The following is a 20,658-nucleotide window of genomic DNA, read 5'->3' as shown; positions in this document are numbered from 1 at the left end:
GTTCTTCCCGTTTCCGGACCCCGCACACCCGTGCGCCGGTAGTGCTGGGCATACCCCGAAGAGTGGATCTGGACGGCTGGGGCACCCGGTCGCTCCCGATTAGCGTCTGCTGCATGACCACGGAACACAGTTCGCACCTGGCCGAGGCGCTACGCCGCCGCCGCTGGCTGATCTCCGCGTGGCCCTGGCGCGCGCTGGCCTACCTGGTGACCACCGTGCCGATCGCCGGCGTGCTCGGCGTCGGGCTGCTCGTCATCGGCGCCCCCCTGCTGGCCGCCGCCAACGGGCTCCGACAGCACGGCCGACCGCCAAGCATCGCGCTGATGCTGTTCCTGGCGACCGGCAGCCTCACCCTGTTGGCGTTGGCCCCGCTCGTTAGCTTCCCGGTGGCCGTCGTCGAGCGGTGGCGGGTCGGGCTCGTCGACGGTCGTCCGCTGGCCTCGTCGCCGTGGCCGGGCCTGGTCGCCCGCTACCGCAGCGCCGCGACCTGGCGGGAGGTGGCGTACCTGTTCTGGCTGGGCGGGTTCACGCCGGTCGCGTACTGGGTGTTCCTGGTGCTGGTACTGCTCGACCTTGGAATGATCTCCAGCCCCTGGCTGGCCGGCGACGCCAACCAGCCGGTGGTGATCTGGCAGCCTATCGACAGCACCGGCGAAGCCATTCCGTACGCGATCGTCGGGGTGCTGTTGATCCCGGTGCTCTGGTACGCCATCGGTCTGCTCGCCGCCGTCCAGGCAGCCGTGGCCCGGTGGTTGCTGGCCCACCCGGTGGACGGGGCGGCGCTGCGTGAGGTCACCCGTTCCCGCACCCGACTGGTCGGCGCGTACGAGGCCGAACGCCGCCGCATCGAGCGCGACCTGCACGACGGCGCACAGCCCCGGCTCACCAGCCTCACCCTCCAGCTGGGGCTGGCCCGGCTGGACGTACCCGAGGACTCCCCCGCCTCCCGACCACTCGCCGTGGCGCACGACCAGGCCCGGGGCCTGATGGTGATGCTGCGACAGTTGGTGCACGGCATCCGCCCGCAGAGCCTCACCGACCTCGGCCTGGCCGGCGCCGTACGCGAGCTGGCCGACGCCGCCACCATCCCGGTCGCCGTGCACGCCGACCTGCACGACGAACTGCCGGAGATCGTGGAGACCACCGCCTACTTCGTGGTCTCCGAGGCGCTGGGCAACGTGGCCCGACACGCCCAGGCGACCCGCGCCGACGTACGCCTCACCCGGGCCGGCGGTGACCTCGTCGTCGAGGTGACCGACGACGGTCAGGGTGGCGCCGACCCGGCCCGGGGCACCGGCCTGACCGGGCTCGCCGACCGGGTCGCCGCCGTGGACGGCCGGCTGCTGCTGTCCAGCCCGCCCGGCGGGCCTACAGTGGTCCGGGTGGAGCTGCCATGTCGTCGGTGACCCGGGTGGTGCTCGCCGAGGACGAGGTGCTGCTGCGGGAGGGTCTGGTCGCGCTGCTGACCCGCTTCGACTTCACGGTCTGCGCGGCCGTCGGCTCCGCACCGGACCTGCTGGCGGCGGCCCGCGACCACCAACCGGACCTGGTGCTGACCGACATCCGGATGCCGCCGGGCCGCCGCGACGACGGGCTGCGAGCGGCCGTCACGCTGCGCACCGAGCGACCTGACCTCCCGGTCGTGGTGCTCAGCCAGTACGTGCAGACCGGGTACGCGGCGGCGCTGCTGGACAGCGGCGACGGCCAACGCGTCGGCTACCTGCTCAAGGACCGGGTCGCCGAGGTCACCGAGTTCGTCGACACGCTGCGCCGGGTCGCCGGGGGCGGCACCGCCATCGACCCGGACGTGGTCCGGCAACTTCTGCACCGCCCCCGCGACCCGCTCGCCGCACTGTCCGCCCGGGAACGCGAGGTGTTGGCGCTGCTCGCCGAGGGGCGGTCCAACGCGTCGATCGCCGGCCGCCTGCACGTCAGCGAGGCGGCGGTCGGCAAGCACGTCGGCAACATCCTGCTCAAGCTCGACCTGCCACCCAGCGACGACACCAACCGTCGGGTGCTCGCGGTCCTCACCTACCTGCGCGCCGACCCGGTGACCTGACCGGCGCCGGGCCGAGATCGGGCCCGACCGCCCCCGGCGTAGATTCTTCTCAGCGGTACCGGCGCCAGGTCAGGGCGCGGACCAGGGAGACGGGGGCACGGCATGGCGAAGGCGCTGCGGGTTGGTCTGCTGGGGTACGGGCTGGCGGGCCGGGTGTTCCACGCCCCGCTGATCGCCGCGACTCCCGGGCTGCGGCTCGACGCCATCGTGACCCGTGATCCGCAGCGACGCGAGCAGGCCCGACAGCACTTCCCGGACGCCCGCCTGGTCGACGACGCCGACGAGCTGTGGCGTACCCCGGACGCCCTGGACCTGGTCGTGGTGGCGACGCCGAACCGGCAGCACGTGCCGATGGCGCGCGCGGCGCTCGCCGCCGGCCTGCCGGTCGTCGTCGACAAGCCCCTCTCCCCGACCGCCGCGGAGGGCCGCGTGCTGATCGACGAGGCGACCGAGCGTGGGGTGCCGCTGACGGTCTTTCAGAACCGGCGCTGGGACGGCGACTTCCTGACCGTCCGCCGCCTCGTCGAGCAGGGCGAGTTGGGGCAGGTGCTGCGCTTCGAGTCCCGGTTCGAGCGGTTCCGTCCGACGATCAAGCCGGGCTGGCGGGAGCTCGCCGGTCCGGAGGAGGCCGGCGGCGCCCTCTTCGACCTCGGCGCCCACCTCGTCGACCAGGCGGTGCAGCTGTTCGGCCCTGTCGACCGGGTCTACGCGGAGGTGGACCGTCGCCGCGCGGGTGCGGCCGTCGACGACGACGCCTTCGTGGCGTTGACCCACGCCAACGGGGTCCACTCGCACCTGTGGATGGGTGCGGTGACCGCTCAACTCGGGCCACGCCTGCGGGTGTTGGGCGATCGGGCCGGCTACACCAGCTACGGGCTGGACGTGCAGGAGGCGGCGCTGCACGACGGTGGCCGACCGGACCAGCCGGGCTGGGGCGAGGTCCCGTCGGACCGCTACGGCCTGCTCGGCGTCGACGGTGACCTGCGGCCGGTGCCGACCGAACCCGGCGCGTACCAGAGCTTCTACGCCCAGGTGGCGGCTGCGCTGCGCGACGGCACGCCGATGCCGGTGGACCCCCGGGACTCCGTCCACACTGTCGAGCTGATCGAGCTGGCCCACCGGTCGGCGGCCGAGGGCGTGGTTCTGCCGGTCCCGACCACCTGACCGGGGCGGACCCCCGACCGCTCGACACCTCCCGCCACCCGGGCTCCTGACGCGTACGCGAAAACCAGTGGAGCGGCGCCGCCGTGCGCCGTTACCGTGCTGCGCAACCAGGTCGTCTAGGCAAGGACGTGCCGTTGTACACCCTGTGAGACCTCCCGAGAGCTGATCTGTCGCGCGTTGCGCAGTTGCGCCGCGCTCCTTTTTGCTGCGGACTTCTCACTGAGACCGGTGTACTTCTGTGCTCAAAAATTGGGCCGTCGCGCCCACCTGCCTGCCCATCATTCGCCGCCGTTGCCACGCGTGCGCGTCCCAACGCCTTCGGGCGAGCGGCAAGTTCCGTGTCAACGCCAACCACAAGCTCCTCGACGTCTGGCTGCTCGCGCTCTGCACCGCCTGCGGGGAGACGGCCAAGCTCACCGTCCTGGAACGGATGACGGTGCGCTCCATCCCACCCGAACTGCTGGGTCGGCTCCATGCCAACGACCCCGGCCTGACCGCTGAACTGCTTCAGGATCCGGCCGTCCAGCACCAAAACCGATTCGCCCTGGACTGGACCGACGCCTGGCGTCTCGACACAGGTGGATCGGATCACCTGGACCTCGACGTGATCGACGTCGCGGTCCGCAACGCGGCACGGGTCCCGGTCCGGCCGACCCGACTGATCGCAGAGGGTTGCGGTTTGTCGCGGGGCGAGGTCGACCGACTGATCGCGGAGGGGAAGATCGTTTCGGCGTTCCGGTTGAGCGGCAAGCTCTCCGGGGACTTCACCTTCACGCTGAAGCGCTGACGCGCCATCGGGGCCTGTCCGGCCGGGACGCCGGGCAGGCCCCGTTGGCAGCGGCATGGGCGGCCAGCACTTTGATCGACTCGGTTTCCGTGAAAGCGGGGAGTTGGACCGCCTCCAACACCGCATTTTCAGGGAAACCGCGTGGATCATGGTTTCGGTAGCCCTCAGTCGGCGTTCTTCTCGGAGCGAGCGTCGTCCGGCGCGCGGGCGTCGTCGTCGGTGAGCGCGTCGTCCGACGTCTTGGGCAGGTTGGCGAGCCGACGCTCGGCCTCCCGGGCCTCATCGTCGATCCTGGGGTTCTCCTCGTCGGGACCGTGCGACATGGGGACCTCCATCGGGCGCGACAGGCAGACCCACGTGTACCCGACCTGAGGGCGGAGACACGGAGGTAGTCAGGATCCCTTGGTCAGATACGGCCGAACGGGTGCTGAGTACGCACTTGAGTCGGGCTCTTGAGAGGCCGTGGCGAGCTGGCGGCTGCCTCGAGTGCCAAGCGCGCGACGACTGCCCGCGACTGGATTCGGCATTGGCGCCTCTGGCAGACGTTGCTTCCGTCATGCTTCAGAGGGCGGTGACCTGTGCGTTGGAGGTAGTCGGCAGCTGTACCGCTGAGCGCTTTCGGCGGACCAACGTACCGAGCGCCGGGCCGGTCGGCGGGCGCGCCGGGCTGGAGCCCGGGAGCGTTGCCGACCCGGCCCGGTGCCGGATCAGCGCTGCTTTAGCTCGCGCCAGGATGGGTGGGTGCCGCGCCAGGCGTCGGCGAGGATGGCCGCCGAGGCCCGGCTTGGGCACTGCTGCACCCGCTCACGACCCGACGCCCCACCGATCTGGGCGCGGACCTCCCAACCCTGCCCGTCAGTACGGATGTACACGTCCCGGCGCCCGCGCGGGGTCGTGTCTCCGTTCCACCAGTGCTCCTCCACCTTCATTCGCCGACCGTATAGCAATTCCCGCGCCGAGGGTACGGCGCAGGTATGCCCGGACCGGGGCAAGGGCGACAATCCAGGCGCATTTCGGGCCAACCGTTGACGGTTCGAAACCATAACGGGCGGTTCTCCCGCTCCTGACTTGCGAATCAGGAACCCCGCCCCACTCTGCACCCTCCCCGCAACTCCCACCCCCAGCCGATGTTGATCAAGAGGTTCCCGTCACGAATCGCGTTCCCGGTGACGCAAACCTCTTGATCAACACGAGAAGGAGCGGGGCCTCAGGTTTGGGTTGTCAGGAGGTAGTCGTCGGCTTCGGGGCTCCAGCGCAGGTCCAGTACGCCTGCGGTGGCGGCGGCCTTGCAGAACTGCAGGAAGCTGCGGTAGCCGAGCTTCTTCTCGCTGAAGTCGGGGCGGGCCCGGCGTACCTGGTTCTTCAACCCGGACAACGCCACCGGGTTCCCGCCACTACCAAGGTCCGCCACGACGCCCCGGAGTAGGCCGAACGCCACCTCGCGGTCGCCATGCTCGGGCAGCGAGACCTCGGGGTCACCCTTCGCCGGCCCCTCGCCCAGCTCGATCACGTTGCGCTCGGCGAGGTGGCGCAGCAGTTCGCCGAAGGTACGGAAGCCGTAGTCGGACTCGCTGAAGGTGGGGTCCTTGCGCAGCAGGGTGCGCTTGAGCCGGGAGGCGGTGACCTCACCGTTGGCGCTGCCCTGCAACCCGGCGACCGACTGGGCGACGAGCACGGCGAGGGCGTCCACGTCGCGGCCGGGCTCCTCCCCCGCCGGCCGACGGTCCACCTCCGGCTCGTGCTCCCGCTCCGGCTCGGGTGGGCGTTGCTCCGCGCCGGCCTGCCGGGTGGCGGGACGAGCGCGCCGGCCACGGGCCGGCGGGATGTCCACGCCCTCCAAGCGGTCGTAGTACAGGAACTCGTCGCACGCCGGGGGAAGCAGCCCCGAGGTGGACCCCTCGACCCCGACGCCGATGACCCGCTTGTTCAGCTCGCGCAGCTTGTGCACCAGCGGGGTGAAGTCGCTGTCGCCACTACAGATCACGAAGGTGGAGATGTAGTCGCGTTCGAACGCCAGCTCGATCGCGTCGACTGCCATCTTGATGTCCGCGGCATTCTTACGGGACGCGCCCATCCGCTGTGGAATCTCGATCAGCTCGACGTGGGAGCGGGTGAGCATGCGGCGGTCCTCGTCGAAGTAGGACCAGTCGGCGTACGCCCGGCGGACCACCACCCGACCTCGTTCGGCCAGCGCGTCGGCGATGGGCCGGAAGTCGAAGGCCGCGCCGCCGCGATGGTCGCGCGCGCCCAACGCGAGGTTCTCGTAGTCGAGGAAGAGGGCAATCCGGTCTTCTTGATCCACGCGGATCAGCCTACGCCGGGCGTGAGCTGGTCGGGGCGGGCGACGCGCGACACCTCAACTCGACGGCCGTCCATTTCTTGCGGCCTGAAAGTCCTTTATTTTCGTTGTTCGATAGATGTCTTGCAGTGCCCTGTCTGGTGCTGCATCATGACGATCAATGTCGGGCGTCGGGGGAACGCCGGGCGGACCTCCACCACCACCCACCCAGGAGGGTCACCGATGTTTCGCAGCCTCACGCCGGCGCGGGGACGCCCCGGCCGGCCCAGCGGCACCGCCGTCGCGCTCGCGGCCGGTCTCGCCGTGCTGGTCGCCGGGCCCACCGCGGCCGCCGCCAGTCCACCCGCGTCCGCCGGCGCGCAGCCGGTGGTCACCCGGGCCGCCCTCGACCCGGCGCTGGTCGCCGGACGCGGCGCGGACGTCGACTTTCTCGAGCAGGAAGCGGAGAACGCCCGCACCAACGGCGAGATCATCGGGCCCGACCGGACCGCCTACACGTTGCCCGCAGAGGCATCCGGCCGCCGCGCCGTCCGGCTCACCCCCGGGGAGTACGTGGAGTTCGTCCTGCCCAGCGCGGCGAACGGGATCACCGTGCGGTACAGCATCCCGGACGCGCCGCAGGGTGGTGGGATCACCGCGCCGCTGCGGGTCGCCGTCAACGGCAAGCACCTGCGCACCATGACGCTCACGTCGCAGTACTCGTGGCTCTACAACCAGTACCCGTTCACCAACGACCCGCAGGCCGGGCTGCTGCACCCGGACTGGTGGATCACCGAGTGCCAGTGCGTGCCGTCGGCCACCACGCCGTACCCGAGCATCGACAAGCCGTTCCGGCCCACCCACTTCTACGACGAGCAGCGGCTGCTGCTCGGACGTACCTACCGGGCCGGCGACAAGGTCCGGCTCACCGCGCCGCCCGGTAGCGCCGCCGCCTGGACCGTCATCGACCTGCTCGACTCCGAGTTGGTAGCGCCGCCGCACGTCCGACTGCTCGCCGCGAACGTGCTCGCCTTCGGCGCCGACCCCACCGGCCGGCGGGATTCCGCCGACGCGCTGGACCGGGCCATCGCCTTCGCTCGGCGCGCCCACCTCAAGGTGTACATCCCGCCGGGCACCTACCAGGTCAACCGGCACATCATCGTCGACGACGTGACCATCGAGGGCGCCGGCAACTGGTACACCACCATCAAGGGCCGCGAGGTCGCCCTGCCAACGCCCGCGCCGGACGGCTCGGTGCACACCGGAGTCGGGTTCTACGGGCGCGACGCCGCCGACGGCGGCAGCCGTAACGTGCACCTCTCCGGCTTCGCCATCGAGGGCGACGTGCGGGAGCGCATCGACACCGACCAGGTCAACGCGATCGGTGGGGCGATGAGCGACTCCACCATCGACGGGCTCTACCTGCACCACACCAAGGCCGGCCTGTGGTTCGACGGCCCGATGCGCAACGTCCGGGTCACCAACAACATCATCGTCGACCAGATCGCCGACGCGCTCAACTTCCACACCGGTGTGACCGACTCCCTCATGTCGCACAACTTCGTCCGCAACACCGGCGACGACGGCCTGGCGATGTGGTCGGAGAAGACGGCCAACGCACGGAACACGTTCGACCACAACACCGTGCAGTCACCGACCCTGGCCAACGGCATCGCCATCTACGGCGGCACCGACACCACGGTCTCGCACAACCTGGTCGCCGACCCGGTACGCGAGGGCAGCGGCCTGCACGCCGGGGCCCGCTTCGGCGCGGAGCCGTTCACCGGGCACCTGCGGTTCACCAACAACACCACCGCCCGCGCCGGCACGTACGAGCTGAACTGGAACATCGGGCTGGGCGCGATCTGGGTCTTCGCCCTGGATCGCAGCATCGAGGCGCCCATCGAGGTGACCGGCGACGCGTACCTGGACAACACGTACAACGCGATCATGCTGGTCAGCGACTGGCCGGTTAAGGATCTCTACTCGATCTCCGATGCGCGGTTCCGGAACGTCCGGGTCGACGGCACCGGCACCTCGGTGGTCAGCGCCCGCGCGGCCGGGTCCGCCTCGTTCGCCAACGTGGACGCCCGCAACGTCGGCGCGGTCGGCGTCAACAACTGTGGATCGTTCCACTTCACCCCGGCCGGTTCGGAGTTCACACTGACCGACCTCGGCGGTAACGACGGCGGATGGCTCGCGCCGTGGCTGCTGCCCAACACCATCACCTGCGACGACCGGCCGCCCGTGTCGCCGCCGCCGCCTCCGGCACAGTGGTGACAGCGGTGGGCGGCCCGGGAAGTCGGGCCGCCCACCGTCTGTCAGCTGCCCAGCCGCTGCCGCGCCAGGAACTTCGGCACCACCATCCGCCACGCCTCGGCGACCAACTCGGTCATGTGATCGTGGTCCAGTCGCGCGGCGTGGCAGCACATCCAGTGGAAGCGCAGGTCGGCCTCTCCCGGCAGGAAGAACAGCTCCGGGTCGGTGGCGACCAGACCGGCCCGCTCCTGCTTCGGGAACGCGAAGCCCATCGTCGCCTCGTCCCGCGAGAAGGCGACGTAGACCATCGACCCAACCCGGAACTTCACCCGGTCCCGGATCAGGTGCTCGCTACTGCGCGGCAGCGTTCGGGCGAGAGCCCGCACATCGGCGACGGTGACCACGTCCCGACCGTACGGCCGTCCGGTCCTCCCGTCGACCGCGACGAGCGGGTCGGGCGACCGGGACGTCAGCGCGCCCGCACGTACGCCAGCGGCACTCTCGTCGGTTGCCCGTTCCATCTGCCGAGCAGGGTGGCCCCGGCGCTGTCGACAGCGCCGGGACGGCGGACGACGACCAGCTCGACAGTGTCGGTGTCGATGAGCGTGCTGTCCCCATCGACCACCCGACGCACGACGCCGACCGGTGTCACGTTGGCGTCCCCGGCTCCGTCGACGACGACCGTCATGGTCGGCTCACGCAGCTCGCGCCGACCGTCGACCTCGAAGTACTGCTCCGCCTGGCCGCTGCCGGTGAGGATGGCGTCGGCGAGCGCGGCGGCGTACACCGGGTCGACGCAGCCGTCGTACACCCAGCGCCGGCCGAGCACCGAGTGCTCGGTGGTGCCGACCAGCCAGGCGTCCGCACCGTCGAGGGGCGCGGCGCGGTAGGTGAGCGGGACATGGTGGACCGGCCCGTCCGCGGCACCGACCAGCATCGTCTCGATGCCGACCTCGCCGGCCGGGTCGTCGAAGCGGTAGGCGCCCCGGATCACCATCTCGACGCCGGTCGGTCCGGCGAACCACTGTCGGTCGGGCAGCCAGGCCGTCAGCAGGTCCAGCTTCGTGGGGTGCAGGGTCGCCCTGTGCAGCAGTGCCATGACGGCAGCCTAGTCAGAGGCCCGCGCACTGTTGCCCGCCGATCGTGCAGCTCTCCGGTTCCCGGGCGTTCGGCCGGCTGTCGCGGACGTCGAAGCTGATCGTCTGGGATCCCCCGGCCGCCAAGGCGGCTCCGGTGAACGTGATCACCTGTCTGTCCTGTCGCCAGTTCGCGCCGTCGACGTCGTCGACTGTGGTGCCTTCGGCGAGAGTGACCACCACGGCCCAGTCCGCCACCGGTGCGCTGCCGGGGTTGCGGACCACGATCTCGCCGGTGTAGCCGAACAGCCGGTCGGAGTCGGTCTCGTATCGGGCCGTGACGGGCGCCGGTGGTGGAGGTGGAGGTGGCGCAGCCGACGCGGGTGTCCGCGAGGGCTTCGCCGACGGGGTCCGACTCGGCGAGGTGGTCGCCGACGCGGTGGTCCGGGAGGGGCGCGCCGAGGGGGTCGCCGTGGGAGCGACGGTGGTCCTGCCGGCCGTGACGGTCGGCGACGCGGTCGCGGTCGGTGCGGGCGCGGCGGCCGGCTTCGGGTCGGGCGGTAACGCAACCCATGCCGCCGTTCCCGCCACCAGCACGGCCCCGGCGACCACGGCGACCAGCGTGCGACGCCGACGGGGGTTGCGGCCGGCCCTGCCGCGTACGCCGATCAGCGGCAGTTCCGCGGTCATCCCACCGTCGGCCCGGCTCAGGTCGACCTGCTGGAAGGCGAGCCAGTCGAGGATGGCCGGCAGCCGTACCGTCAGCGCCTGCCGGAGCTGTTGCTCGCGCGGCTCGTGCTGCTCGGCGGACCACGCGCCGTGCGTGCTGACCTCCCGTAGCTCCAGTCGGCAGCCCTGCTTCGTGGTCGTGACCGTGCAGGTCAGCTCGCTGAGCCGGCCGGCCTCGTCGCAGGCCAGCACGAGGAGGTCCGGCTCCTGCCGCTCGGTCACCTCGACCTCGACGTTGGCCTCGAAGCCGGGCAGACCGGAGGTGTGCAGCAGCATCCGGTCCGCTACGCCCTCGACAGTCTCGGCCTCGGCGAACCACCGGCCGAGCAACTCCCGATCGGTCAGAGCGCGCCAGACCCGCTCAGCCGGGTGGGACAGGTCGACCTGCGCACCGATCTCGATCACGGCGAGACTCTAACGGGTTGCCCGACCGGCCTCTTCCGGCCCGCCCGAGCTGGTTGCCGGCGTCCTGGTCAGCCCCAGCGGCTGGAGCGCTCGACCACTGTGGCCAGCGCGGCCCGGGCCTCGGCGCTCACCTCGGCGACCACCCGCGCCGCCGGCACGTCCCGGGCCAGCGGGTGCGCCTGCCCGGCCCACAGGTTGGCCACCGATGCGTCCGCGTCGTGCCGGGCATCGGCGAGCAGGGGACGCGTCAGGTGCAGCACCTGCGGGTAACCACTCGGTGCCACCGCGTCGTGCTGGCGCAGGAAGTCGTTGGCCACGCCACGGGCCCGCTTACCGGTGTACGCCCGGGTCAACGCGGTCGGCGCGGCACTGGCCACCGCCGCCCGGTGCATCGGCGAACTGCCCGCCTCCGGGCAGCGCAGGAAGGCCGTGCCGAGTTGCGCGGCGGCAGCGCCGGCAGCGAGCACGGCGGCCACCGAGGGGCCGTCGACGAGGCCACCCGCGGCCACCAACGGCCGGTCACAGCGGGCGGCGGTCAGCCGGAGCAGCGGCAGCAACCCGTAGTCGTCGTCGTCCGGCAGGCCGCCGCGATGCCCACCGGCCTCGGTGCCCTGCACCACCACCGCGTCCACACCCAGGTCGGCGGCGGCGGTCGCGGCGTCCGGGCGGGTGACGGTGGCCCACACCTCGGTGCCCCGCTCGCGCAGGGCGGTCACCGCCGCCCGGTCGGGCAGCCCGAACACGAAGGACACGACCGGGACCGGGTCCGCGAGCAGCGCGGCCAGTTTCTCCGGGTACGCGTCGTCGCCGCCCACCGGCTCGCCCAGGCTCACGCCGCGCTGCGCGGCCTGCGGGGCGAGCCGTTCGGCGTACGCCCGGATGGCGGCGTCGTCGACGGCGCCGGGGTCGGGCAGGAAGAGGTTCACACCGAACGGCCGATCGGTACGCGCGCGGACCTCGGCGACGTCGGCGACCAGCCGGCCGGTGTCGATCATCCCGGCGGCGAGGAAGCCCAGCCCACCCGCGGCGGACACGGCGGCCACCAGCGCGGGCGTGGACGGGCCACCAGCCATCGGAGCGGCGATGATCGGCTGGCGCAACGTGGACAGGACGGACATCCCCCCATCCTGCCGCAGGCCCGCCCCGCTCACCGGCGCGAGGTGTGCCTCCACCAGAGCGCGCCGCCCAACCCGAGCAGGACCAGCAGTGTTCCCGCGCCGAGGGCCAGCGGCCAGGTTTGCCCATCCTCTCCGCCGACCTCTCCGGCGGCCGGACGGACCGCCGTGGGCGACACCGGGTCGACGGACTCCGTGGAGGGCGCAGCGGTGGCCGTGCTGGCGGTGGCCGGGTAACGCAGGATCGTCGAGCGGGTGCCGGCTGGTTGACCGGCGGACTCGGAGACGGTGAGCAACGACCGACCGTCGCGACTGTAGGTGATCGACTCGCCCTGGGGCTCGTCCGGCAGCGGGGTGATCCGCGGGGTGCCGCTGGTCAACGCGCGGACCACGTCGCCGTCGGGCACGTCGTACTCGAAGGCGTCGGCGTAGCTGCGCAGCACCACCCGCCGTCCGTCCGGCGCGCTCGCCGCGCCGGTGATCACCCCACGCCCCAGAAACGAGAACGGGTTGCTGGTAGTGGTCGAGGGCACCGTCACCTGGCCGAGTGCGGTCAGCGGCGTCGTCGCGTCCGACCGCAGCGCGGTGGCCGGCGCGTACAGGAAGACCGTGCCACTGCCGCCCTTGGTGACGATCAGCGGCCGACCGGACGCGTCGAGCAGCAGCGCCTCGGCGTCGTGCGGACGGTCCGGGTAGGTCATCCGGTGCAGCACCGGCTGCTTCGCCCCCGGCGCCAGCCGCCACACGCCGACCGTCGGCCGGGAGCGGTCGTTGTCACCGATGTCGGCGACCCAGACCGTCCCGTCCCGGCCGATGGCAAGATCCTCCGTGTCGCGGGGCCGGGACGGGAAGGAGACGGTGCGCACCACCGCGCAGCGCTGGTCGAGGAAGAAGATCCGGCGGCGGGCCTCGTCGTCGGCCCCGTCGTTGATCACCACGTACCCGTCGTCGGTGGCGACCATCCCGGAGATCTCGCGCAGCCGGTCGTCGCGCACCTGGCAGACCGGCGTCCCCGCCGCCGCAGCCGCCGTGGCAGCGCCCGGCACCAGCACCACGGCCGGCGGCAGCACACCCGCGAGCAACGCGGTCAGGACCGCGCCCGCACGAGCGCGCCGCCCCCAGGTCAACCGTCCACGTACCCGCATCGCCCATCCTCCTCGTCGCGGCCGTGACCGGCCACCCGCCCATCCTGGCCGATCCCGGCCACGGTCGGCGGTCATCGGGGGGACGCGCCGGGACCCCTGGCCGATGTACTGTCGCTCCGCCTGATCTTCAAGCCGGAGGGTGGACATGTCCGTGAGCGACACCGCCCCGGCCACAGGGTTCGGTCGGCGGCTGCTGCGCCGCCTCGGCCGCCCGGCCGGTGGCCCCGCCGTCGCGTGGGTGCCGCTCGCCGCGGTCGTCTGCGGCCTCTTCACCGGCGCGCTGGCCAGCCGGGCCGCCTGGGAGACGTCCCGACCGCAACCCGACCGGGCCGAGGCCGCCGCCGTCCTCACCGAGGTCTTTCCCGGCCACGACCTCGCCGAGATCGACACCCCGCCGGCGCTCTTCGTCGTCTACGGGCACGCGCTGCGCCTGGGGACCGTCAAGACCCTGGTGTTCGGTGACGGCGGCGAGTATCAGGAGAGCGCCACCGGCGCCTTCGCCCTCGGCGCGCCACCGGCGCCCGTCGCACAGATCGTCACGGTGGCCCGGGAGCGCCTGACCGGTGGCGGCTGGCGGGTGTACGACCCACAGGTGTCCGATCGCGTCAGCTGCGCGGACAAGATGTGCGCCACCCCGCGGGCGATCACCGACACCGCGCTGACCGCCCGACGTGGCGACACCATCCTGAACGCCTCGATCTCCTCGCAGACAGCCGTCGACGCCAGCTACCTCTCGGTCGAGCTGCACCGCGCGCCACCGCCCCTGGTGGTCCCCGCCGGAGTGCTCGGCACGGTGCTGGGCGCGGTGGCCGGTTGGCTGGTCTTCGGCTGGGTCAGCCGACGCACCGAGGGACGCCGTAGCTGCGGCACTGTGAACGGCCTGATCGGTGTGGCCACGGTGCTGTGGTGGCTGCCGGTGCTGCTGGCCGCACCGCAGCTGCTGCACCACCACCTCGGCGAGCCACACCCGGCCTGGCACCCGTACTGGGAGTGGCTGGGCCAGCCGGCCGCCTCGCTGCTCTTCCTGGTCGGCGCGGTGTGCGTGCTGCTGGCGCTGGGGCTGGCCGCCGGAACCCGCCGGAACACCATGCCCGAGGCGACGGCCGACTGACCCCCGGCGGACCGGTCGCGGCCCGCCCAGGGCCGGCCCCGTCGGGTGCACGGGGACCGGCCCTGGGCATCTGTCAGCGGACGGACCAGCGCTGCGCGGCGGTGCCGTTGCACGTCCAGAGCTGCGTGGTCGTGCCGTTGGCAGTGCCGGCGGAGGTCACGCTGACGCACTTGCCAGCGGAGGTGAGCACGATCGAGCCGTCCGTACGGAACGCGAAACGCTGCGCGGCGGTGCCGTTGCAGGTCCAGATCTGCACCTTCGTGCCGTCGGCGCTCGCCCCACCGTTCACGTCCAGGCACCGATCGCCGTAGACCCGCAGCTCCCCTGCGGCGGTGCGGGTCCAGCGCTGGTTGGTGCCACCGTGGCAGTCCCAGATGATCGTGGCGGTGCCGGTGGTGGTGCTGGCGCCGGAGACGTCCAGGCAACGCCCGGAGGCGGGGTTGACCAGGCCGACGGCGGTGCCCACCGGCGGCCCGCCCGCCGGAACCAGGCTGCCGGGCACCGACTGCAGCGCCGCGTACCAGCGGGCCGCCATCTTGTCGTACCCGCCGGCGTTGGGGTGGACGCCGTCGGCGAGGTCGGCGGTGGTGAGCGCGGCGTGCATGTCGACCAGGTGCACCCGGCTGCCCTTCTGCGCCACGATGCCGGGGATCGCCGCGTTGTACGCCTGCACCCGCGCCTCCAGGTTCGGGTCGGACTCCGGGGTGATGGTGGCGACGAAGACATCCGCCTCCGGAGCCGTCGACCTGATCTTGTCGATGAGACCGGAGAGCCGGGCCGGAGCGCTCGCGAGGTTGTAGTTCTGGTTCACGTCGTTGGTGCCGATGTGCAGCAGCACCGTACGCGCGTCGGTGGCCCGCAACCAGGTGACGATGTTGGCGTCGAGCTGGTCGATGCGCCAACCGGAGTGGCCCTCGTGGTCGTGGTCACCGAGGCTGGCCGGCCCGTTGAACCCGGAGCCGACGAAGTCGACTGTGTAGCCGCCGCCAGCCAGCCGCTGCCACAGGTTGATCCGGTACCCGCCGGGCACGTTGAACCCGTCGGTGATCGAGTCACCGAGTGGCATCACGCGTACGCCACCGTTCGACTCGGCCTGAGCGGGTGCGACCTGGGCCAGCGCCAGCACGGCGCCGAGGACGAGCCCGAAGGCCCCGGCGGCGGCCCGTCGTGCGTTCCATCGCATGGTTGATCCCTCTCCTCGAAGGTCGTCCGGGACCGTCCGTGGTACGCCGTCCGCCGAAAACGACTACCACACCCGAACGCATCCATTGATGCTGAGCGATGACTTGGCCTGGCACTACCGATTCCGGCATGGGCGCGAGCCGAGCGCCGGTTTGGCTGCGCCGAGCGGTCCGGGTTCGGGCACCTCCGACGTCCACCGAGGACGGGAGGGTTACCTGTCGGTGCGCGGACCGGTACGGTCCGAGATGTCCACGGTCGCGGCAGGCCCGGACGACGGCGCCCCCGCCGGGCCCGACGCCCGGGACCGCCAGGCCGACCGGCCATGGAAGGGGCGCAGCGTGCGGATCAACGTGGGGTTGTGCGTCGCGGCGCTCGTCGCGGCGGGACTGACGGTCGGCACACCGGCCGCCGCCACACCGTCCGCCGGCCCGGTGGCCGGCACCAGCGTGGTGCCGGTCCAGGTCACCGGTGACCCGGCGACGCGGTTCAACCTGGTGCTGCTGGGCGACGGTTACACCGAGGCCGACCTACCCACCTTCCGAGCGCACGTGGACCGGCACCTCAACACCCTGTGGACGATCGAGCCGTTCAAGTCCTACCGCAGCTACTTCAACGTCTACGCCGTGGAGATCATCTCGGCGGAGTCCGGGGTGGACTGCGACCCCGGCCTGTCCGCGCCGCGACGTGACACCGCGTTGGGCATGGGCTTCTGGGGTGGTTGCAACCCGGCGAGCGTGCAACGTCTGCTCACTGTCGACGGCACCGCCGCGAACGCGTACGCCGACCTGGCCGTCGGCACCAACCCCGGCAACCGGCAGCTGGTCGCGCTGGCCAACAGCGGCACCTACGGTGGGGCCGGCGGCAGCAACGCCACCGCCTCCGGCGGCAACGCGCTTTCCGCGCTGATCAGCCCCCACGAGCTGGGGCACTCGCTCGGTGGCTTGCAGGACGAGTACGACTACTACGGCCGTGGGGTGCCGGGCGACACCTACAGCGGGCCGGAACCGGACTCGGTGCACCACACCGTGCTGACCGAGCGGCAGATGCGCGACACCCGGGCCAAGTGGTGGCGCTGGCTGGGTGAGCCGAGCGAGGCGGGCGGAACGATCGGACGCTACGAGGGCGGCCTGTACCTCCAGCGTGGGGTGTGGCGGCCGAGCCGGCACTCGATGATGAAGTCGCTGGGCTTCTACTTCGACCAGGTCGGCCGGGAGCGGATGACCGAACGGATCGCCGCCCGGGTCGGCATCGTGCAGGGCGGCACGGCCACCGATCAGGCGGTCGGCGCGGACCGGCTGCTCTGGGTGGACACCCTGCACCCGGTGAGCCACGCGCTGACCGTGACGTGGTCGGTGGACGGCAGGGCGGTGCCGCGTACCGGCAATGCCCGCCATCTGGACCTGCGGAGACTACGGCTCTCTCCCGGCCGGCACACGGTGACCGTCACGGTGACCGACCCGACGGAGTTCGTCCGCGACCCGGCGGTCCGCAGCTCACCGGCGCTGACCCAGACCCGCGCCTGGACCGTGGACACCGCGGTGCGTACCCCGGTTGTGGAGTCGCCGCTGGCGATCACCGCGTCCACCGCGACCGACCGGCCGGTCGGCGCGCACGACGTGGTGTACGTGCGGACCAGCCAGTCCACCGATCGGGCGCCACGCGTGCGCTGGACCCTCGACGGCAGGCCGGTGGCCGACACCGGCACCGACCGGGACGTCGACCTGGGCGCGCTGCGCCTGTCGCGGGGTACCCACCGGCTGACCGCCCGGGTAGACGAGCCGGGCACCGGGAGGGCGGTGACCCGCACCTGGACGGTCGACGCGACGCGACCCGACGTGGCGTACGCCCTCTCCGAGCCGCTGCTCACCGTCACCCGGCCCGGCCGACCCACCGAGTACGTGTACAACGGCCCGTTCACCATGGGGTTGACCGGCACCGACGACGGCATCGGCCAGGTCACCTCGGAGTTCCGGCTCGACGGCGACGGGTGGCACAACTACTACGGCTGGCCCACCGATGCCCGGTCGCCGTTCCTGTTCACCGCCACTGGCACCGACGTGGACGGCCTGGTCTACGGCAACCTCGGCTCGGGCGGCCTGTCCGTGTCCCCGTTCGCTGAGCGGTCTCCCGGGTACGGCCGGCACCGCATCGAGTACCGGGGCATCGACGCGGTCGGCAACATCGGACCGGCCCGCGCGTTCGTGGCCACGCTGATCCCGCCGCCACCGGCCTGCACCACAGTGGTCACCGGCCGACATGCCGGCCCGCTGACCGTCGCCGCCGGCGTCACCTGCCTGCGCGCGGCCACCGTGACCGGCCCGGTCACCGTCGCGCCCGGCGCCGCCCTGGTCGCCCAGGGCTCCTCGATCGCCGGGAACCTGACGGCATTCCGCGCCGCGGTCGTCGAGGTGCTGAACACCGAGGTACGCGGCGCAGTGTCGCTGGCCGGCACCACCGACCACGTCACGATGGTGGGGGCCCGGGTGGCCGGGCCGTTGGCACTGGCCGGTACCGCATCGGCGCCCATCCTCGCAGGCGGCGAGGTGGGCGCGTTGGCCTGCTCGGGCGGCCCGACCCCGGTCGACCTGGGGGCACCCACCACGGTGCGGAAGCCGACCGGGGGCCACTGCCGCCGCGTCATGCCGCCGGCGGCATGACGATCAGCCCTCAAGATCCGCGCAACTACCGGGAACGTGCTGCTTCCGCCGCCGCGGAGGCAGCACCATCCCGGGAACTGCCCAGATCTTGACCAGCGTGGCGGCGTGAGTGCGGCACCGGCGGGTAGGCAGCGGCCCGGCGGCATGTCGACACCCGCCGGGTGGGAGGCTCCGATGAGCACGTACCGGGACGAACAGGGCGGCACGTTCCCTCCGCCGGAGGCGGATGCCCTGGAACAACGGCAGGACGCGTTCGACGTCGGGCCGCCGGACCGGGTCTCGGGTGACGTGGACCCGGAGGCCGCCGAGGCCGACCTGGCCGAGCAGGGCGCCTTCCCGGCGGGCACGCTCGAGGAGGTGACGTCGCTTCCGGCCGACGCCAACCCGGCGGACGCCCTCGAACAGCGTCAGGAGATCCCGACCCGAGACGAGGGGCGTCGCACCTGACCACACCCGCCCCAAGCTGGCGGCCGAAGCCGGCTTCGGCCGCCAAGCCGGCTCGGGCCCGTCAAGGCTGGGCTGCCCTCGGAACGGGCCCGGCCACCCACAGGGCCCGGCGCAATGACTCACAGGTGTAACGCTCGTGAGAGTGTCCGGGCCCGGGCAGCCTGCCCGGCTCAGCCGGCGACACCGGCCAGCCGGCTCAGCCGGCGACACCGGCCAGCCGGCTCAGCCGGCGACACCGACCAGCCGGCTCAGCCGGCGACACCGACCAGCCGGCTCAGCCGGCGACACCGACCAGCCGGCTCAGCCGGCGACGACCTGCCAGAGGAGGAACGCGTTGAGCGCGACCACCAGCACGGCCACCACTGACGCGGCGGCGGTGGTGAGCGGGTGGTTGACCAGGTTGCCCATCAGGTCGCGTCGGCGGGTGAAGGCGACCACCGGGATCAGCGCGAACGGGATGCCGAAGCTGAGGATGACCTGGGACAGCACGAGCGCCCGGGTCGGGTCGAGGCCGATGGCGAGCACGGCCAGCGCGGGCAGCAGGGTGACCAGCCGACGCAGCAGCAGCGGTACCCGCCGACGCAGGAAGCCCTGCATGATCACTTCTCCGGCGTAGGTGCCGACGCTCGTGGAGGCGAGCCCGGAGACCAGCAGGGCCACGGCGAACCCGAACGCGGCGGCGGTCCCGATGGTCTGGCCGAGCCCGGCGTGCACCCCCTCCAGGCTGTCCGCACCGCCCGGGCCGCCGCCCCGGAAGCTGGCCGCGGCGATCAGCAGCATGGCGAGGTTGACCGCGCCGGCCGCGCTCAGGGCGAGCAGCACGTCGGTGCGCTGGCCGCGGAACAGGATCCGACGCTCGGTGTCGTCGGCGGCGGGAATGCGGTCGCGGGTGAGCGCGGAGTGCACGTAGATGACGTGCGGCATGACGGTCGCGCCGAGGATGCCGGCGGCCAACAGCACGCTGTCCGTGCCCTGTAGGCGCGGCACCATGCCGGCCATGGCAGAGCCGGGATCGGAGCCGGAGGCGAGCAGGTTGGCGGCGAAGGCCAGCACGATCACCCCGAGCAGGACGGCGATGACAACCTCGAAGGCGCGGTACCCGCGCGAGCGCAGGGCGAGCACGGCGAACGCGGCCGTGCCGATGATGATCCCGCCGGGCAGCAGGGGGATGCCGAAGAGCAGGTACAGGGCGACCGCACCACCGATCACCTCGGCCAGGTCGGTGGCCATGGCGACCAACTCGGCCTGCACCCACATCACCCGGTTCACTGGCCGGGGTAGGCGTTCCCGGCACAACTCGGGCAGGCTGCGCCCGGTGGCCAGACCCAGCTTCGCAGTGAGCGTCTGCACCAGCATCGCCATCAGGTTGGCCACCACCACGACCCAGACCAGCAGGTAGCCGTAGCGGGCGCCGGCGGCGGAGTTGGTGGCGAAGTTGCCGGGGTCGACGTACGCGACGGCGGCGACGAACGCCGGGCCGAGCAGGATCAACCGCCCGCGTACGCGACCCCGTGCGCGAGCGGCCTGTAGTGGAGTCGCCCTCGACGTCGTCAGTTCGTTGGTGACCACCGAACACCTCCCCGTCCACGCGGATCGCTGCCGGTCCCTTCCCCGCGGGCTGACCCTTGGGTGCCAAGCGGTGGCCTGCCGGTGCCACCAGGGTCGCCGCCGCCGGGCCCGTCCCGATGCGCCCGCCGGCCAGGAAGCGGCGCGCCGGACGAGACGCGCCGCGCCCGAACAGAACGTGCCGCGCCGAGCTTGACAGCCGGTGGGTCACCAATGAAGCTGTCTATTAGTCCTACTGTCGTAGGACAACAGGAAGGATCATCGGGAGTGATCGAGTTCGTACTGGACAGCCGGTCGAAGGTGAACACCTACATGCAGCTCGTGCAGCAGGTGAAACAGGCGCTACGGGTTGGCCTGCTGACACCGGGCGACCAGTTGCCGAAGGTCCGGGACGTCGCGCAATCCCTGGCGATCAACCCGAACACGGTGCTGAAGGCGTACCGGGAGTTGGAGATCGAGGGTCTGGTCGGTGGCCGACCCGGGGTGGGCACGTTCGTCCAGCGCACCCTGGCCGGCGCGTCCCTGCCCAATCAGGCCGAGTTGCGCGACGACCTGGTCGCCTGGCTGCACCGGGCGCAAGCGGCCGGTCTCACGGCCGAGGACGTCATCGCCCTGGTGGAGACGACGCTGCGCGCCACCCTCGCCGACGACGCCCCACAGAAGGAGCCCGCGTGAGCG

General features: G+C 72.1%; 19 protein-coding genes. 9 read left to right on the top strand and 10 right to left on the bottom strand.

The window, feature by feature from the left end:
- Nucleotides 1–113 precede the first annotated feature (113 nt).
- The 4 genes from FB453_RS16440 (at nucleotide 114) to FB453_RS16425 (ending at nucleotide 4,010) form a co-directional block, all read left to right on the top strand.
- The gene (locus FB453_RS16440) at nucleotides 114–1,406 is read left to right on the top strand and encodes a sensor domain-containing protein (protein WP_145791250.1); all 1,293 of its coding nucleotides are present in this window, start codon (nucleotides 114–116) and stop codon (nucleotides 1,404–1,406) included.
- A complete protein-coding gene (locus tag FB453_RS16435) occupies nucleotides 1,394–2,059 on the top strand; it encodes a response regulator transcription factor (protein WP_112585451.1) in 666 nt (221 codons plus the stop codon). Before FB453_RS16440 ends, FB453_RS16435 begins: the two co-directional genes overlap by 13 nt.
- A gap of 102 nt (nucleotides 2,060–2,161) precedes the next feature.
- Nucleotides 2,162–3,223, top strand: coding sequence for a Gfo/Idh/MocA family oxidoreductase (locus FB453_RS16430; RefSeq protein ID WP_112731490.1), 1,062 nt, complete (start codon nucleotides 2,162–2,164; stop codon nucleotides 3,221–3,223).
- 238 nt (nucleotides 3,224–3,461) lie between these two features.
- Nucleotides 3,462–4,010, top strand: coding sequence for a DUF1062 domain-containing protein (locus FB453_RS16425; protein WP_145791248.1), 549 nt, complete (start codon nucleotides 3,462–3,464; stop codon nucleotides 4,008–4,010).
- A 164-nt stretch (nucleotides 4,011–4,174) separates the two neighbouring features.
- Here the strand turns inward: FB453_RS16425 and FB453_RS34240 are convergent, their stop codons facing one another.
- The 3 genes from FB453_RS34240 to FB453_RS16415 all read right to left on the bottom strand — a co-directional run bounded on the left by FB453_RS34240 (nucleotide 4,175) and on the right by FB453_RS16415 (nucleotide 6,312).
- Nucleotides 4,175–4,333 (bottom strand): hypothetical protein, encoded by a 159-nt coding sequence (locus tag FB453_RS34240; RefSeq protein WP_167457729.1) that lies wholly within the window; start codon nucleotides 4,331–4,333, stop codon nucleotides 4,175–4,177.
- Nucleotides 4,334–4,717: 384 nt separating this feature from the next.
- Nucleotides 4,718–4,939, bottom strand: a complete 222-nt coding sequence (locus FB453_RS16420; RefSeq protein WP_030335934.1) for a hypothetical protein — start codon at nucleotides 4,937–4,939, stop codon at nucleotides 4,718–4,720.
- Nucleotides 4,940–5,217: 278 nt separating this feature from the next.
- On the bottom strand, nucleotides 5,218–6,312 hold the full coding sequence (locus tag FB453_RS16415) for a PIN domain-containing protein (RefSeq protein WP_145791246.1): 1,095 nt from the start codon (nucleotides 6,310–6,312) through the stop codon (nucleotides 5,218–5,220).
- 219 nt (nucleotides 6,313–6,531) lie between these two features.
- Here FB453_RS16415 and FB453_RS16410 point away from each other — a divergent pair, with 219 nt between their 5' ends.
- Entirely contained in the window at nucleotides 6,532–8,568 is a 2,037-nt protein-coding gene (locus FB453_RS16410; protein ID WP_145791244.1) for a glycosyl hydrolase family 28-related protein, read from the top strand.
- Nucleotides 8,569–8,609: 41 nt separating this feature from the next.
- Here FB453_RS16410 and FB453_RS16405 read toward each other — a convergent pair whose 3' ends face one another.
- From FB453_RS16405 to FB453_RS16385, 5 genes are all read right to left on the bottom strand, one after another.
- Nucleotides 8,610–8,951 carry an MmcQ/YjbR family DNA-binding protein gene (locus FB453_RS16405; protein WP_145791241.1) on the bottom strand — a complete coding sequence of 114 codons (342 nt, stop codon included), beginning with the start codon at nucleotides 8,949–8,951 and terminating at the stop codon, nucleotides 8,610–8,612.
- A 65-nt stretch (nucleotides 8,952–9,016) separates the two neighbouring features.
- Nucleotides 9,017–9,646 carry a CG0192-related protein gene (locus tag FB453_RS16400; protein ID WP_145791238.1) on the bottom strand — a complete coding sequence of 210 codons (630 nt, stop codon included), beginning with the start codon at nucleotides 9,644–9,646 and terminating at the stop codon, nucleotides 9,017–9,019.
- A gap of 13 nt (nucleotides 9,647–9,659) precedes the next feature.
- On the bottom strand, nucleotides 9,660–10,757 hold the full coding sequence (locus FB453_RS16395) for an SRPBCC domain-containing protein (protein WP_145791235.1): 1,098 nt from the start codon (nucleotides 10,755–10,757) through the stop codon (nucleotides 9,660–9,662).
- 68 nt (nucleotides 10,758–10,825) lie between these two features.
- Nucleotides 10,826–11,875, bottom strand: coding sequence for a nitronate monooxygenase (locus FB453_RS16390; protein WP_145791233.1), 1,050 nt, complete (start codon nucleotides 11,873–11,875; stop codon nucleotides 10,826–10,828).
- Nucleotides 11,876–11,904: 29 nt separating this feature from the next.
- On the bottom strand, nucleotides 11,905–13,017 hold the full coding sequence (locus FB453_RS16385; RefSeq protein WP_486480300.1) for an esterase-like activity of phytase family protein: 1,113 nt from the start codon (nucleotides 13,015–13,017) through the stop codon (nucleotides 11,905–11,907).
- Nucleotides 13,018–13,162: 145 nt separating this feature from the next.
- On the opposite strand from FB453_RS16385, the gene FB453_RS16380 reads away from it, so the two are divergent.
- On the top strand, nucleotides 13,163–14,128 hold the full coding sequence (locus tag FB453_RS16380; RefSeq protein ID WP_186718325.1) for a hypothetical protein: 966 nt from the start codon (nucleotides 13,163–13,165) through the stop codon (nucleotides 14,126–14,128).
- A 73-nt stretch (nucleotides 14,129–14,201) separates the two neighbouring features.
- Here FB453_RS16380 and FB453_RS16375 read toward each other — a convergent pair whose 3' ends face one another.
- Nucleotides 14,202–15,311: a ricin-type beta-trefoil lectin domain protein gene (locus FB453_RS16375; protein WP_145791228.1), complete on the bottom strand. Its 1,110-nt coding sequence runs from the start codon at nucleotides 15,309–15,311 to the stop codon at nucleotides 14,202–14,204.
- A gap of 244 nt (nucleotides 15,312–15,555) precedes the next feature.
- Between FB453_RS16375 and FB453_RS16370 the strand changes: the two genes are divergently transcribed.
- Nucleotides 15,556–17,967: a M64 family metallopeptidase gene (locus FB453_RS16370; protein ID WP_145791226.1), complete on the top strand. Its 2,412-nt coding sequence runs from the start codon at nucleotides 15,556–15,558 to the stop codon at nucleotides 17,965–17,967.
- A 174-nt stretch (nucleotides 17,968–18,141) separates the two neighbouring features.
- Complete coding sequence (locus tag FB453_RS16365; RefSeq protein ID WP_112698206.1) at nucleotides 18,142–18,414, top strand: hypothetical protein; 273 nt, start codon at nucleotides 18,142–18,144, stop codon at nucleotides 18,412–18,414.
- 300 nt (nucleotides 18,415–18,714) lie between these two features.
- Here the strand turns inward: FB453_RS16365 and FB453_RS16360 are convergent, their stop codons facing one another.
- On the bottom strand, nucleotides 18,715–19,983 hold the full coding sequence (locus FB453_RS16360) for an Nramp family divalent metal transporter (protein WP_145791224.1): 1,269 nt from the start codon (nucleotides 19,981–19,983) through the stop codon (nucleotides 18,715–18,717).
- Between the two features lie 264 nt (nucleotides 19,984–20,247).
- On the opposite strand from FB453_RS16360, the gene FB453_RS16355 reads away from it, so the two are divergent.
- Nucleotides 20,248–20,655: a GntR family transcriptional regulator gene (locus tag FB453_RS16355; RefSeq protein ID WP_030335957.1), complete on the top strand. Its 408-nt coding sequence runs from the start codon at nucleotides 20,248–20,250 to the stop codon at nucleotides 20,653–20,655.
- Nucleotides 20,656–20,658 lie beyond the last annotated feature (3 nt).

Source organism: Micromonospora sp. CNZ322 (assembly GCF_007827755.1).
Note: the sequence above shows the minus strand (reverse complement) of the source record. Positions and strands in the feature narration are given on the sequence as shown.

Excerpts from the sequence above, each read along its gene's own strand:
- FB453_RS16440 (WP_145791250.1), top strand. The coding sequence starts at position 114 with ATGACCACGGAACACAGTTCGCACCTGGCCGAGGCGCTACGCCGCCGC.
- FB453_RS16435 (WP_112585451.1), top strand. The coding sequence starts at position 1,394 with ATGTCGTCGGTGACCCGGGTGGTGCTCGCCGAGGACGAGGTGCTGCTG.
- FB453_RS16430 (WP_112731490.1), top strand. The coding sequence starts at position 2,162 with ATGGCGAAGGCGCTGCGGGTTGGTCTGCTGGGGTACGGGCTGGCGGGC.
- FB453_RS34240 (WP_167457729.1), bottom strand. The coding sequence starts at position 4,333 with ATGTCGCACGGTCCCGACGAGGAGAACCCCAGGATCGACGATGAGGCC.
- FB453_RS16420 (WP_030335934.1), bottom strand. The coding sequence starts at position 4,939 with ATGAAGGTGGAGGAGCACTGGTGGAACGGAGACACGACCCCGCGCGGG.
- FB453_RS16410 (WP_145791244.1), top strand. The coding sequence starts at position 6,532 with ATGTTTCGCAGCCTCACGCCGGCGCGGGGACGCCCCGGCCGGCCCAGC.
- FB453_RS16400 (WP_145791238.1), bottom strand. The coding sequence starts at position 9,646 with ATGGCACTGCTGCACAGGGCGACCCTGCACCCCACGAAGCTGGACCTG.
- FB453_RS16390 (WP_145791233.1), bottom strand. The coding sequence starts at position 11,875 with ATGTCCGTCCTGTCCACGTTGCGCCAGCCGATCATCGCCGCTCCGATG.
- FB453_RS16385 (WP_486480300.1), bottom strand. The coding sequence starts at position 13,017 with ATGCGGGTACGTGGACGGTTGACCTGGGGGCGGCGCGCTCGTGCGGGC.
- FB453_RS16380 (WP_186718325.1), top strand. The coding sequence starts at position 13,163 with ATGTCCGTGAGCGACACCGCCCCGGCCACAGGGTTCGGTCGGCGGCTG.
- FB453_RS16375 (WP_145791228.1), bottom strand. The coding sequence starts at position 15,311 with ATGCGATGGAACGCACGACGGGCCGCCGCCGGGGCCTTCGGGCTCGTC.
- FB453_RS16370 (WP_145791226.1), top strand. The coding sequence starts at position 15,556 with ATGTCCACGGTCGCGGCAGGCCCGGACGACGGCGCCCCCGCCGGGCCC.
- FB453_RS16365 (WP_112698206.1), top strand. The coding sequence starts at position 18,142 with ATGAGCACGTACCGGGACGAACAGGGCGGCACGTTCCCTCCGCCGGAG.